The 13,504-nt window shown below is 72.0% G+C and carries 14 protein-coding genes and 1 riboswitch; of the genes, 8 read left to right on the forward strand and 6 right to left on the reverse strand.

Translation table 11 applies throughout. From position 1 onward, the window contains the following. Positions 1-22: 22 nt before the first annotated feature. The gene (locus IE172_RS28890; protein WP_190100268.1) at positions 23-967 is read right to left on the reverse strand and encodes a glucosyl-3-phosphoglycerate synthase; all 945 of its coding nucleotides are present in this window, start codon (positions 965-967) and stop codon (positions 23-25) included. A gap of 138 nt (positions 968-1,105) precedes the next feature. Beyond that, positions 1,106-1,253, forward strand: a riboswitch (SAM riboswitch). Positions 1,254-1,271: 18 nt separating this feature from the next. On the opposite strand from IE172_RS28890, the gene thrC reads away from it, so the two are divergent. From thrC to IE172_RS28915, 5 genes are all read left to right on the forward strand, one after another. Then, on the forward strand, positions 1,272-2,570 hold the full coding sequence (gene thrC / locus IE172_RS28895) for a threonine synthase (protein ID WP_190100269.1): 1,299 nt from the start codon (positions 1,272-1,274) through the stop codon (positions 2,568-2,570). A 92-nt stretch (positions 2,571-2,662) separates the two neighbouring features. After that, complete coding sequence (locus IE172_RS28900; protein WP_190100270.1) at positions 2,663-2,938, forward strand: MoaD/ThiS family protein; 276 nt, start codon at positions 2,663-2,665, stop codon at positions 2,936-2,938. 431 nt (positions 2,939-3,369) lie between these two features. Further along, a complete protein-coding gene (locus tag IE172_RS28905; RefSeq protein ID WP_004929928.1) occupies positions 3,370-3,573 on the forward strand; it encodes a cold-shock protein in 204 nt (67 codons plus the stop codon). Positions 3,574-3,897: 324 nt separating this feature from the next. Continuing rightward, complete coding sequence (groL, locus tag IE172_RS28910; protein WP_189560975.1) at positions 3,898-5,520, forward strand: chaperonin GroEL; 1,623 nt, start codon at positions 3,898-3,900, stop codon at positions 5,518-5,520. A 185-nt stretch (positions 5,521-5,705) separates the two neighbouring features. Beyond that, complete coding sequence (locus tag IE172_RS28915; RefSeq protein ID WP_190100271.1) at positions 5,706-7,184, forward strand: MFS transporter; 1,479 nt, start codon at positions 5,706-5,708, stop codon at positions 7,182-7,184. Between the two features lie 136 nt (positions 7,185-7,320). On the opposite strand, the gene IE172_RS28920 is transcribed toward IE172_RS28915, so the two are convergent. The 3 genes from IE172_RS28920 to IE172_RS28930 form a co-directional block, all read right to left on the reverse strand. After that, on the reverse strand, positions 7,321-7,890 hold the full coding sequence (locus IE172_RS28920; protein WP_190100272.1) for a hypothetical protein: 570 nt from the start codon (positions 7,888-7,890) through the stop codon (positions 7,321-7,323). Between the two features lie 54 nt (positions 7,891-7,944). After that, positions 7,945-8,880: an N-acetylmuramic acid 6-phosphate etherase gene (murQ, locus tag IE172_RS28925; protein ID WP_190100273.1), complete on the reverse strand. Its 936-nt coding sequence runs from the start codon at positions 8,878-8,880 to the stop codon at positions 7,945-7,947. Positions 8,881-9,004: 124 nt separating this feature from the next. After that, entirely contained in the window at positions 9,005-9,940 is a 936-nt protein-coding gene (locus IE172_RS28930; protein ID WP_190100274.1) for a MurR/RpiR family transcriptional regulator, read from the reverse strand. Positions 9,941-9,996: 56 nt separating this feature from the next. Here IE172_RS28930 and IE172_RS28935 point away from each other — a divergent pair, with 56 nt between their 5' ends. Beyond that, positions 9,997-10,398 carry a DUF8819 family protein gene (locus tag IE172_RS28935; protein ID WP_190100275.1) on the forward strand — a complete coding sequence of 134 codons (402 nt, stop codon included), beginning with the start codon at positions 9,997-9,999 and terminating at the stop codon, positions 10,396-10,398. After that, the gene (locus tag IE172_RS28940; protein ID WP_190100276.1) at positions 10,395-10,679 is read left to right on the forward strand and encodes a DUF4031 domain-containing protein; all 285 of its coding nucleotides are present in this window, start codon (positions 10,395-10,397) and stop codon (positions 10,677-10,679) included. The genes IE172_RS28935 and IE172_RS28940 overlap by 4 nt, the downstream gene beginning before the upstream one ends. Here the strand turns inward: IE172_RS28940 and IE172_RS28945 are convergent. Further along, a complete protein-coding gene (locus tag IE172_RS28945) occupies positions 10,661-11,728 on the reverse strand; it encodes a GNAT family N-acetyltransferase (RefSeq protein WP_229886518.1) in 1,068 nt (355 codons plus the stop codon). The two genes, IE172_RS28940 and IE172_RS28945, sit on opposite strands and share 19 nt — an antisense overlap. 10 nt (positions 11,729-11,738) lie before the next feature. Further along, positions 11,739-12,401 (reverse strand): HD domain-containing protein, encoded by a 663-nt coding sequence (locus IE172_RS28950; RefSeq protein WP_190100277.1) that lies wholly within the window; start codon positions 12,399-12,401, stop codon positions 11,739-11,741. Between the two features lie 312 nt (positions 12,402-12,713). On the opposite strand from IE172_RS28950, the gene IE172_RS28955 reads away from it, so the two are divergent. After that, positions 12,714-13,394, forward strand: coding sequence for a maleylpyruvate isomerase family mycothiol-dependent enzyme (locus tag IE172_RS28955; protein WP_190100278.1), 681 nt, complete (start codon positions 12,714-12,716; stop codon positions 13,392-13,394). Positions 13,395-13,504 lie beyond the last annotated feature (110 nt).

The raw sequence follows: 13,504 nt of genomic DNA on the forward strand, positions 1-13,504 counted from the left end.
TCCCGGCCCGTCGTCCGGCGGGTCAGGCCACCCGGCGCGCCCGGTACTCCGCGACGCCCGCCATCGGCGGCCGCTCCTCGGTGTCGACGGAGTACGTCCGCGGCTCGAAGCCGGCGCCCGCGCGCTCGAACTGAGTGAGCGACGGACGGACCAGATGGCCGCGGGCCAGGCGCAGTTGGGCGGTGCGGTAGATCGCGGCGGCCATCCGGCCGAGGGCCTGCCCGTCCTGGTGCCGGTGCTTGCGCACCCCGACGTCGACCTGGGCCAGCGCGTCCAGACCCACCAGGTGCAGGGCGTCGACCAGCATGCCGAGCTCGACGCCGTACCCGACGGGGAAGGGGAGCCGTTCGAGGAGGGAGCGGCGGGCCGCGTACTCGCCGCCCAGCGGCTGGACGAAGCCGGCCAGCTGCGGCCAGTGCATGTTCAGCAGCGGCCGGGCCATCAGCTCGGTGACCCGGCCGCCCTGCCCGGCGGCGGCCCCGAGGGGACGGTCGTACATGGCCTTGACCAGGTGCACCGCCGGATCGGTGAGCAGCGGGCCGACGATGCCGGAGACGAAGTCGGAGGAGAACTCCCTGAGGTCGGCGTCGACGAAGCACACGACGTCACCCCGGGTGACCAGCAGCGACCGCCACAGCACCTCGCCCTTGCCGGGCACCGCCGGTATCCGGGGCAGGATCGCGTCCCGGTGCACCACCGTCGCGCCGGCGGCCGCCGCCGTCTCGGCCGTGCGGTCGGTCGAGCCCGAGTCGACCACCACCACCTCGTCGACCAGCGGGGCCCGGAGCACCAGATCGCGCCGGATCACCGACACGATCTCGCCGACCGTCGCCTCCTCGTTCAGCGCCGGCAGCACCACGCTCACCGTCTGGCCGGTGGCCCGCTTCGCGGCCAGGATCCGGTGGAGCGGGCGGTCGGCCACGGACCAGGAACGGTCGCTCAGCCAGCGCTCGACTTCTTCCAGCACGGTCCCGGGCTCCTCACTGACCTGGTGATCCATCTCGCGGTTCGGACGACTATCTCAACCATCCAGGCCTTCGGTTACAGTCTTGAACAACGCCGACGACCACCGCATGCCGGGGTCGCCGCGCGAACAACTGAACACCGCTCATCCAGAGGGGCAGAGGGATACGGCCCGATGAAGCCCCGGCAACCCTCCAGTCGGTTCCTGTCACGCGGACGTGGCGAGGCTCCCGGCTAGGGAAGGTGCCAAATCCGTCTCACGGCGAGATGCGTCGTGAGGAAGATGAGGAGAAAGGGCCTCGCCTCACATGGCTGTGCAGACTTTTGCAAGCACCACCGACTCCGTCACCGCGAACGCCGTCGACCTGGGCCCCGCCGCCGCGCTCTCCTGCCGCGAATGCGGCCACCGCGTGCCCCTCGGCCCCGTCTTCGCCTGCGAGGAGTGTTTCGGCCCGCTGGAGATCGCCTACGACTTCTCGGCCCACGACACCGAGGAACTGCGGAGCCGGATCGAAGCGGGACCCGCGAACATCTGGCGCTACGCGCCCCTGCTGCCCGTCCCGGCGGACGTGGCGGACAAGCCGAACCTGAACCCGGGCTGGACCAAGCTCGTCCAGGCCGACAACCTGGCCCGCGAGCTGGGCGTCGACCCCGGCAAGCTCTTCGTCAAGGACGACTCCGGCAACCCCACGCACTCCTTCAAGGACCGGGTCGTCGCCCAGGCCCTCGAAGCCGCCCGCGCCTTCGGCTTCACCACCCTCTCCTGCTCCTCCACCGGCAACCTGGCCGGCGCGGTCGGTGCCGCCGCCGCCCGGGCGGGCCTGCGCTCGTGCGTGTTCATCCCGCACGACCTGGAGCAGGGCAAGGTCGTCATGGCCGCCGTCTACGGGGGCGAACTCGTCGGCATCGAGGGCAACTACGACGACGTGAACCGCTTCTGCTCCGAGCTGATCGGCGACCCGGCCGGCGAGGGCTGGGGCTTCGTCAACGTCAACCTGCGCCCGTACTACGCGGAGGGGTCCAAGACCCTCGCGTACGAGATCTGCGAGCAGCTCGGCTGGCGGCTGCCCGACCAGATCGTCGTCCCGATCGCCTCCGGATCGCAGCTCACGAAGATCGACAAGGGGCTGCGGGAGCTGATCGAACTCGGGCTCGTCGAGGACCGGCCGTACAAGATCTTCGGTGCGCAGGCGGAGGGGTGCTCGCCGGTGTCCACCGCGTTCAAGGCGGGCCACGACGTGGTACGGCCGCAGAAGCCGGACACCATCGCCAAGTCGCTGGCGATCGGGAACCCGGCGGACGGGCCGTACGTGCTGGACATCGCGCGGCGTACCGGCGGTGCGGTGGAGGACGTGAACGACGCGCAGGTGGTCGACGCGATCAAGCTGCTGGCGCGGACCGAGGGCATCTTCGCGGAGACCGCGGGGGGCGTGACCGTGGGGGTCACCAGGAAGCTCCTGGAGAGCGGGGCGCTCGACCCGTCGCTGACCACCGTGGTGCTCAACACCGGGGACGGCCTGAAGACGCTGGACGCGGTGGCGGGTACGGGGCTGACCGCGACGATCCGGCCCAGCCTGGAGTCGTTCCGCGAAGCCGGACTCGCCTGAGCGCTGTCCCACCGTTGTCGTCCGCGGGTCGGCGGGGACTCGTCGCGCAGTTCCCCGCGCCCCTGGTAAGTCACCTGACCGGAGGTTCTGAAGTGAGCGTCACCGTTCGTATCCCGACCATCCTGCGCACCTACACCGGCGGCAAGGCCGAGGTGAGCGCCGACGGGGCGACCCTCGGCGAGGTCATCTCGGACCTGGAGAAGAACCACACCGGGATCGCCGCCCGGGTGCTGGACGACCAGGGCAAGCTGCGCCGGTTCGTCAACGTGTACGTCAACGACGACGACGTGCGGTTCGAGCAGGGACTCGACACGGTCACTCCGGACGGGGCCGGCGTGTCGATCATTCCGGCGGTCGCCGGAGGCTGATCATTACCTTCGGTAATGACGGTTACCGAGCGTTTGGCCCATTGCCCCCTCCGTGAGAGATCCGGAGGGGGCAATTCCATGGGATTGAGCGCGGTAGGGTTGGGGAACGCGCTCCCGATCCACTGATCGAGCACACTGAATTCCTGCCGCGGGTCCGACCGGATGTAGCCAAAGTGTGGGCACTCTTCGCGGCATTTGTGACCTTTGTCCGGCCCGACTTGCCCTGAAATCGGGCGAATTCTCGCCACATTCCGGACCGGTGTCGTCCAGATTTCTCGTCCGATTGACCTGTTGCAGACGGCAGTTGGACAGATACATTCAGCCGCGGTCGACGCGTTCCGGCGCACGCCCCCAACCGTTTGGGGGGTGAGGTCTGACCCGGGTCCGCGAAGTGTGGATCTGTGCAAGGGCCAGTAATAGGGGAGTTAGGCATGGCTCAGGGCACCGTCAAGTGGTTCAACGCGGAGAAGGGGTACGGCTTCATCGCGGTCGACGGTGGTGCGGATGTTTTCGTCCACTACAGCGCGATCCAGATGGACGGCTACCGCACCCTCGAAGAAGGCCAGCGGGTCGAGTTCGAGATCTCGCAGGGTCAGAAGGGCCCGCAGGCCGACATGGTTCGTCTCAGCGCCTGAACGCGCTACCTGCCGCAAGCATCTTCTGCCGACGAAGGGCCCGCACCTCCCCCGGGAGTGCGGGCCCTTCGCCGTGCCCGGCGCCCCGTCGTGTTCGCGCGCGGCTGAGTACCCCCGGGTACTCCCCTCAGGCGCTTGCACTCGCATGGGTCGAGTGCTAATCATTGGCGTTAGCACTCTGAAGGTGAGAGTGACAACGAAGGACCGGGTCGGTGAGGCCCGCGGGTCGCGTGGGGCAAGGAACCACGGGGCCGGCGAGCCGTCCGTCGCGGGCGCGGGCGCGGTCCGAAGGAATCACCCCCAGTCCTGGAGGGACCACTTCACATGGCCAAGATCATCGCGTTCGACGAGGAGGCGCGGCGCGGCCTCGAGCGCGGCATGAACCAGCTCGCGGACGCCGTCAAGGTGACGCTCGGCCCCAAGGGCCGCAACGTCGTCCTCGAGAAGAAGTGGGGCGCCCCCACGATCACCAACGATGGTGTGTCCATCGCCAAGGAGATCGAGCTCGAGGACCCGTACGAGAAGATCGGCGCCGAGCTGGTCAAGGAAGTCGCCAAGAAGACGGACGACGTCGCCGGCGACGGTACGACCACCGCCACCGTTCTCGCCCAGGCCCTGGTCAAGGAGGGCCTGCGCAACGTAGCCGCCGGCGCCAACCCGATGGCCCTCAAGCGTGGCATCGAGAAGGCCGTCGAGGCCGTCTCCGGCGCCCTGCTGGAGCAGGCGAAGGATGTCGAGACCAAGGAGCAGATCGCCTCCACGGCCTCCATCTCCGCCGCCGACACCCAGATCGGCGAGCTCATCGCCGAGGCCATGGACAAGGTCGGCAAGGAAGGCGTCATCACCGTCGAGGAGTCCCAGACCTTCGGTCTGGAGCTGGAGCTCACCGAGGGTATGCGCTTCGACAAGGGCTACATCTCGGCGTACTTCGCCACCGACATGGAGCGTATGGAGGCCGTCCTCGACGACCCGTACATCCTGATCGCGAACTCCAAGATCTCCAACGTCAAGGACCTGCTCCCGCTCCTGGAGAAGGTCATGCAGTCGGGCAAGCCGCTGCTGATCATCGCCGAGGACGTCGAGGGCGAGGCCCTGTCGACCCTGGTGGTCAACAAGATCCGCGGCACCTTCAAGTCCGTCGCCGTCAAGGCCCCGGGCTTCGGCGACCGCCGCAAGGCCATGCTCGGCGACATCGCCATCCTCACGGGCGGCGAGGTCATCTCCGAGGAGGTCGGCCTCAAGCTGGAGAACGCGACGATCGACCTGCTGGGCAAGGCCCGCAAGGTCGTCATCACCAAGGACGAGACCACCATCGTCGACGGTGCCGGCTCGGCCGACCAGGTCCAGGGCCGCGTGAACCAGATCCGCGCCGAGATCGACAACAGCGACTCGGACTACGACCGCGAGAAGCTGCAGGAGCGCCTGGCGAAGCTCGCCGGCGGTGTCGCGGTCATCAAGGCCGGTGCCGCCACCGAGGTGGAGCTCAAGGAGCGCAAGCACCGCATCGAGGACGCCGTGCGCAACGCCAAGGCGGCCGTCGAGGAGGGCATCGTCGCCGGTGGTGGCGTGGCCCTGCTGCAGGCCTCCCAGGTCTTCGAGAAGCTGGAGCTCGACGGTGACGAGGCGACCGGCGCCAACGCCGTGAAGCTCGCGCTGGAGGCCCCGCTGAAGCAGATCGCCGTCAACGGTGGTCTCGAGGGCGGCGTCGTCGTGGAGAAGGTCCGCAACCTCCAGGTTGGCCACGGCCTGAACGCCGCGACCGGTGAGTACGTCGACATGATCGCCGAGGGCATCATCGACCCGGCGAAGGTGACCCGCTCTGCCCTGCAGAACGCCGCCTCCATCGCCGCGCTGTTCCTCACCACCGAGGCCGTCATCGCCGACAAGCCGGAGAAGGCCGCGGCCCCGGCCGGCGGCGGCATGCCGGGCGGTGACATGGACTTCTGATCCTCCCGAGGATCGGATCCGTCCGTAGCGTGACCGAGGGCGGCATCCCCTGTTCCGACAGGGGGTGCCGCCCTTCGGCGTGCGGGGTCCGCGCCGCATTCCCGGTTTGAACTTGCTTAAGTCAATCAATCTCCATAAAGTTGCCTGAGTCAAGTAGGCCCCCGTCATCACGGAGACCCCCCTTCATGTCCGACTCGCCCGACCGCTCCGCCGTCGCCGGGACCGCCCCGCCGCCGAAGCCCGCCGCCGTGGTGCCCGTACTCGCCTTCGCCGGCATCGTGGTCTCGCTGATGCAGACCCTGGTGATCCCGATCGTGGGGCAGCTGCCGCAGTACCTGAACGCCTCCGCGTCGGACGCCGCCTGGGCCGTCACCGCCACCCTGCTCGCCGCCGCCGTCGCCACCCCGGTCATGGGCCGGCTCGGCGACATGTACGGCAAGCGCCGCATGCTGCTGGTCAGCATGACCATGCTGGTCGTCGGCTCCGTCGTCGCCGGACTCAGCGACTCCCTGGTCCCGATGATCGTCGGCCGTGCCCTGCAGGGCCTGTCCTCCGGCGTGATCCCGCTCGGCATCAGCATCCTGCGCGACGAACTGCCCGCGGAGCGGCTGGGCTCGGCGACCGCCGTGATCAGCGCGTCCCTCGGGGTCGGCGGCGCCCTCGGTCTGCCCACCGCCGCGCTGATCGCGGACAACTTCGACTGGCACGCGCTCTTCTGGACCTCCGCCGCGCTGGGCGTCGTCGCGCTGGTCCTGGTGGCGGTCCTCGTGCCCGAGTCGAAGGTGCGCACCGGCGGGCGGTTCGACGTCGTGGGCGCGGCCGGCATGGCCACCGGGCTGATATGCCTGCTGCTGGCGATCTCCAAGGGCGCCGACTGGGGCTGGGCGAGCGGCACCACCCTCGGCCTGTTCGCGGCGGCCGCGGTCGTCCTGGTCGTCTGGGGCTTCTTCGAACTGCGCGTCGACCAGCCGCTGGTGGACCTGCGCAGCACCGCCCGCCCTCAGGTGCTGGTCACCAACCTCGCCTCGGTGGCGATCGGCTTCGCCATGTTCTCGATGTCCCTGGTCATCCCGCAGCTGCTCCAGCTGCCCGAGCGGACCGGCTACGGCCTCGGTCAGTCCCTGCTCTCGGCCGGCCTGGTCATGGCGCCGTCGGGGCTGGTGATGATGGCGCTGGCCCCCGTGTCCGCGCTCGTCTCCCGCGCCAAGGGCCCGAAGGTCACGCTGATGATCGGTGCCCTCGTCGTCGCCGCCGGCTACGGCCTGAACGTCCTGCTGATGGACGAGGTCTGGCACTTCGTGCTGGCGTCCTGCGTCATCGGCGCCGGCATCGGCTTCACCTACGGTGCGATGCCCGCGCTGATCATGGGCGCGGTGCCCGCCTCCGAGACCGGCGCCGCCAACAGCCTCAACACCCTGATGCGTTCCATCGGCACGTCCGTGGCCAGCGCCGTCGCCGGTGTCGTCCTGGCGCAGATGACCACGCGGTTCGGCCCGTACGCGCTGCCCAGTGAGGACGGCTTCCGGACCGTGCTGGCGCTCGGCGCGGCGGCCGCGCTGATCGGCTTCGCCATCGCCGCGTTCATCCCGCGGCAGCGCGTCGCGGCGACGCCCGCGGCCGGCGGGGACGTGCCCGGGACGGTCGCCGAGGCCTCCAAGGTGTAGGTCCCGCCGCTGTGCCGACGGCCGCTGTACCGGGCTTCCCGGTACGGCGGCCGTTCGTCGTCCCGGCGGTTCGTCGCCGGCCGTTCGCCGGCCGGACGGTGAGGGGCGAGAGAGAGCGCCGAGCCCGCCGGCCGGGTCAGAGGCCGCCCATCGGCTCGATGTCGACCCGCACCGGCGTCCCCCACACGCGCAGCACCTCGTAGTCGGTGAACTCGTGCACGATGCGGTACGCCATGGCGGCGCGGGGCCCGCGCCGCTGCGCCGCGATGAACAGCTCGGCCTCGCGCCGGTCCCGGCGCGGGGTCCCGCACAACTGCCACGTCTGTCCGTTCCACAGCTCCGGCAGCCAGCGCTGCTGCGGCTGCGGCCGGTCCCCGCGCACCCCGTACCGGGACGGCGCGGGCTCGGCGGGCCGGGCCTGCGGTGCGGGGCCGTTGAACTCGGCGCGGCGGGCGGCACGGCGCCGGGTCTCGCAGAGCAGGCACAGGTCGGGGGCGCTCTTGTCGACCGGCCCCGTGGGGTGCTCGGCGCAGCGGGTGCTGGGCGCGGCCGTGGTGACGCTCTCCTCCAGCAGGTCCAGGGCCCGCCGCAGGTCGTCCTTCACTTCGTGCAGCCGGGTGTCCGAGGTGTCGGCGGACAGTGCCTCGCCGTGCTCACCCAGGACACGCAGGGCTCGGCCCAGGACTTTGAGCTGCGCGTGGTTCATGGTGGGTTCTCCGGGTGGGGGACTGCTCCAGTATCCATCCCGGCGTGGCCCGCGTCAGCCGGCCGCCGCCGCCAGCGCCGCGCGCAGGTGGCCGCCGGACTCGGTGAGGAGCCGGGCCGCGGTGGGGCCGTCCACTCCGGCCAGGACGACCAGGATCGCGGGTTTCACCTCGCCGTCCGTGGCGGCCAGGGCCCGCTCCACGGCGTCGTCGTCCGCTCCCGTCACCTGGGCGACGATCCGCCGGGAGCGGGCGCGCAGCTTCTCGTTCGAGGCGCGGACGTCGACCATCAGGTTCCCGTACGTCTTGCCCAGCCGGATCATCGTGATCGTCGACAGCATGTTCAGCACGAGCTTCTGGGCCGTGCCGGCCTTGAGGCGGGTGGAGCCGGTGAGGAACTCCGGGCCGACGACCACCTCGATGCCGTGGTCGGCCGCCGCCGCCAGCGCGCTCCCCTGGTTGCAGGACAGTCCGACGGTGAGGGCGCCGCGTCCGCGGGCGTACGCGACGGCGCCGATCGCGTACGGGGTGCGCCCGGAGGCGGAGATCCCGACCACCGTGTCGTCGGCGGTCAGCTCCAGCGCGGCGAGGTCGGCCGCGGCGAGCTCCTCGGAGTCCTCGGCGCCCTCGACGGAGGTGACCAGGGCGCCCGGGCCGCCGGCGATCAGGCCGACGACCTGGTCCGGGTCGGTGTTGAAGGTCGGCGGGCACTCGGAGGCGTCCAGCACGCCCAGCCGCCCGGCGGTGCCCGCGCCGGCGTACACCAGCCGCCCGCCGCGGGCCATCCGCTCGGCGACGGCGTCGATGGCGGCGGCGATCACCGGTACCTGCCCGGCCACGGCGCCGGCCACGGCGGCGTCCTCGCCGTTCATCAGGCGGGCGATGTCGAGGGTGGGCAGCCGGTCGACGTCCGCCAGTTCCGGCCGGTACGCCTCGGTCGTCAGCGTCTCCAGCTGGGAGCGGACGTCGCGGTGGTGGGAGGCAGCAGGCATGGGTGACTTTCCGGTTCGGGGTGGGGCTCGGGACCCGGGGCGTGGGACTGTGCCGGCACGCGGCTCCGCCTGGTGGGGCGCCGACGGCCGCGGACGAACTCGGACGACCACGACGGCGCGGGCCCTACGGGCCCCTGCGAGCCGCCCGGTGCCGGTGCGCCAGCGCCTCGTACGACGCGGCCAGCGCCGGCGCCGCCGCGTCGTACGTCCGCTGGGCGACCCCCACGAACAGGCAGTCCACGACCAGCAGCTGACCCGTCCGGGAGGACATCGCGGCGGGGCGCAGTTCGCTCTCGCGGGCCGTGGACGTGGTCAGGACGTGGTCGGCGTACTGGGTGACGGGACTGTCCGGGCGGCCGGTGACCGCGACGGTGGTCGCCCCGTGCTCGAAGGCCACCCGGAGCGGTTCTATGACGTCCCCGGTGGTCCCGGAGTGGGTGACGGCGATCGCCACGTCACCCGGGCGGAGCTGCACCGCGTTGGTGACGGCGAGGTGCGGGTCGCTGTGGGCGTGCGCCAGCAGGCCTATGCGCAGCAGCTTCTGGGTGAGGTCCTGGGCGACGAGACCGGACGCGCCGACACCGTACACATCGGTGCGGCGGGCGCCGGCCAGGGCGGTCACGGCCGCGGCGAGCTGCACGGTGTCCAGTCCGGCCGCCGTGTCGGCGAGGGTCTGCTGCTCGTCGTAGGCGAGCTTGGCCACGACGTCGGCTATCGGGTCGTCCACCGCGATGTCGGTGGTGATGGCGGGCGCGCGCCCGGACTGCTGCTGGGCGGCGAGACCGGCCAGCGCCAGGCGCAGGTCGCGGTAGCCGGGGTAGCCGAGCAGGCGGGCGGTGCGGACGACGGTGGCCTCGCTGGTGCCGGTGAGCTCGGCGAGTTTGGTGACCGTGAGGGCGGCGCAGCCGGCCGGGTCGTCGGCGACGGCCTCGGCGACCCGCTGCATGGAGCGGGTCATCGACGGCGCCAGCGTGCGCACCTTGGCCGCGAGGGCGGCGGGCGCGGGCGGCGCGGGAGCGGTGCCGCCGCTTCCGAAAATTTCCTTCACGTCATCGGTCACGAAATGAAAGATATTTTCATCCGGCCCTGTGGTCAAGAGTGCGCACAATAGGGGGCATGGACCCCGAGCACCACGGCGAACCCGGCGCCCACCCGGTCGGCACCCTCGAACAAGCCTTGCACGCGGCGCGTGCCCTCGTGCTGGCCGATCTGGTCGCGCGGGAGGTCGCCGAGGCGGACGTGGTGTCCCTGGTCGAGGACTCCGTGTCGCACCGGCGCTGGTGGGTCGAACAGTGGCCGGAGGGTGCCGGGTTCCTCGCCGGGCTGGTCGCCCAGGACGTGCAGGACGCCCTGCTGGAGCGGTACGGGCGCTGGCCGCTGTGCCCGGTGTGCGGCACGGGCGACCCGCACGCGCTGGAGGTGGAGCCGGAACTAGGCCCCGATCCGCACTGGGTGTGCCACAAGGCGGGCGTCAGGGTCGCGGCGGTCGGCGGACTGGGCGGAGCGGTGGCCCGGTGACGGTGTACATCGACCCGCCCACCTGGCCGGGCCACGGCCGGCTCTGGTCGCATCTGGTGAGCGACGTCTCGTACGCGGAGCTGCACCTGTTCGCCGACGGGCTGGGCGTTCCGCGGCGCGCCTTCGAACGCGACCACTACGACATCCCCCGGCACCGGTACGCCGACGCGGTGCGGGCGGGGGCGGTCGAGGTCAGCAGCCGCGAGGTGGTGCGGCTGCTGCACGCGGCGGGCCTGCGGCGGCGCAAGGGAACGGCGGCGGCTCAGCCGCGGAGTGCGTAGGTGATCTGCCCCGCGTCCTCGCCGGCCCGGGTGAAGCCGGCGCGGGCCACGACGTTCCGCGAGGGCACGTTCTCCCGCTCGACGACGGCGACCACCGTCCGCACGCCGTCCTGATCCAGCGCCCAGTGCGACAGCGTGCGCAGCGCCTCGGTGGCGTAGCCGTTGCCGCGTGCTCCGGGGACGAGGTCGTAGCCGATCTCGACCCGGCCGTCGGCGTCGGGGACGCCGTGGAAGCCCATCGCGCCCACCGCGCGGTCGTCCTCGCGCCGGACCAGCACGTACATGCCCCACTCGGGGTGGAACGCGCCTTCCTCGTACTGCTTCACCGTGATCCCGGCGCCCTCGCGGGTGCCCTCGGCGGCGGCCCCGCCGATCCAGTCGTACCCGCCGTCGCCCGCGAGGGACAGATCGGCGGCGGTGGCCGGGGTGACGCCCTCCAGGGTGAGCCGTTCCGCGCCGAGCACCGGGTTGTTGCTCCACTTCCACCCGGTGACCGGCTCCCGGCCCGGCAGGTCGCCGCGCCCGGTGGCCCACAGCAGGGTCGGCCACGGCTCCCGGCCGGGCCGGACCCGGGGGAAGATCCGGGTCAGCACGAAGGAGGCGAGTCCGGCGGGCGGTTCGTGGTCGATGCCCAGCCCTTCGGCGATGTCGTGGGTGTGCAGCAGCACCTCGGCCACCCCCATCGCGGCGAAGCCCTCACGGTTCGCGTGCCCGAAGGGGTGCGGGTGGAAGGCGCGGACCGGGCGGGGTGTGGTGCGGACGGCGGCGGCGAGCAGGGCGCCGGTCGTGGTGATCACCTGGAGGACGCCGGTGTTGCCGGTGTCCTCGTCGAGTCCGAAGCCGAAGGGCACGTAGGCGTCCTGCGCCCGGCCGGCGAGCTGTGCCGCGTAGGCGACGAGGTCGCTCGCGATGTGCTCCGCCGTCCTCCGGCAGCTCCACTCCAGCCGCCCGGCCCTCACCTCTTCCCAGTTCCGGTCGGTGACCGCCCCCAGCGCCGTCACGCAGTACGCGACGGCTTCCTCCACCTGTTCCGCTCCCACAGCACGCATGCGGGGCAGGCTAGGCGGGCGGCGCCGCCGGGGTCGACAGCATTTCCAGCTCGCCGCGCAGGTTGTAGCGGGCGGTGGCCTCCCAGTGCTCCTGCCCGTGCGGGGTGCGGAACAGCCGTGGCAGGGCGAGGAGTTGCCGCAGCACGTCGGACCGGCCGGCACGGAACGCGTCGTTCGGCACGAAGGCGTACTCCTCGCGGACGGCGGCGGTGTAGGCGGCGTACGACGACGGCGGCGCGGCGAGGATCGCCAGGTCGGCGTCGCACAGCACCTGGCCGTCGCGGTCGTCGTCGGCCGGGTCGTGCGTGACGGTGAGCCGCACCAGCCGGGCCACTTCGGCGGTCCTGTCCGCGGACACCCCGGCCTCGGGGAGCGCCCGCTCGGCGAGCCGGGCGGACCGCTCCTCGTTCTCCGACCGCTCCGGCAGGTACACGGCGTCGTGGAACCAGGCGGCGAGCCGTACGACGTCCGGGTCCGCCGCGTGGTCCGCCAGCTCGTCGACGTGGTCGAGGACCGCCGTGAGGTGGGTGAGCGTGTGGTAGTGCCGCTGCGGTTCCCGCCAGCGCCCGAGCAGGTCGTCCGCGTACGGCAGCGGGTCGGGGCCGCCGCCGGGCCCGCGGGCCCCTTCCAGGGCGCGGGCGAAACGGGCACGGAGGGCTTCGGTGTCGGCCATGGCCCCATTGTCCCCTCGGCCCCTCCGTCCCCGGGAGGGGTCACGGGTCCCGGCCGGCCGAGCAGCGGCGGACGTTGACTGCGTATCCGTAGACAGCCCAGGTGCCTCACCTGGGCGGCCGGAGCGCGGGCGGGCACGACGGCGTGATCGTCATGAGCGGAACCGGAACCGTCGCCGGTTCCGGACGTCCGGACCGGCTCGCGACGCCGGGCGCGCGCGGCCCGCCGCCGGCCTCCGGCCTCCGGTGAAGGAAGAGGGCTTGCCGGTGCCGGGGGGCACCGGCAAGCCCTTCCTCGCACTAGCGTGTTGGACATGACGACTCCTGCGGATGTGCACGACGTGCGAGACCCGGAACTGCCCGGGCGGCTGCTGGCCGTCGAGCGGGACGCGTTCGTCCCGCTGTTGCGGCAGCGGGCCGACGCGGACTTCGCGCTGCCGGTGGCGGCGTGTCCCGGCTGGACGGTGCGGGATGTGCTGGCGCACTGCTCGGCGGCCCTGTCGCGGGTGGTGGAGAGCCGGTTCGAGAGGGGGGTGTTCTCGCCCGAGAGCAACGAGCGGGACATCGCGGAGCGCGCGGAGTGGACGAACGCCCGGGTCGTGGACGAGCTGGAGCGCGGGATGACCGAGGCCGGGCCGCTGATCGCCAAGGCGGGCGGGGTCCTGGACGTCCTCGCGCTGGGCGAGTGGGTGCACACCGGGGACGTGCGGGTCGCGCTCGGTGAGCAGGGCGCGTACGCGGGCGCGGGGCTGCCGTACGCGCTGGAGCTGCTGGCGCAGGTCACCTGCCTCAAGGGCCACCTCTCCCTCCACGCCGATCTCGACGACGCCGACGAGCCGCTGCGGCTGGGCGGCACCTCGGGGGAGCGCCCCCCGGCCCGCTTCATCGGGGACGGTCCGACGCTCGTCCGGCTGTACGCGGGGCGCCCCGTGGACGGGGCCTCGTACGAGCTGGCGGGGGCGGAGGCGGCGGAGCTGAACATCTTCGGGGACTGAGCGGCGGCCCGACCGGGGGCCGTCGGGCGGGGAGCGGGGCGTAGGGTTGGATTGGACTAGACCTGTAGTGGACAGGTCTGTCCTGTAGCAGCCGACCGAGCCACGACCGA

Source organism: Streptomyces griseoflavus, from assembly GCF_014649995.1.
In the GTDB taxonomy this organism is placed as follows: domain Bacteria; phylum Actinomycetota; class Actinomycetes; order Streptomycetales; family Streptomycetaceae; genus Streptomyces; species Streptomyces griseoflavus.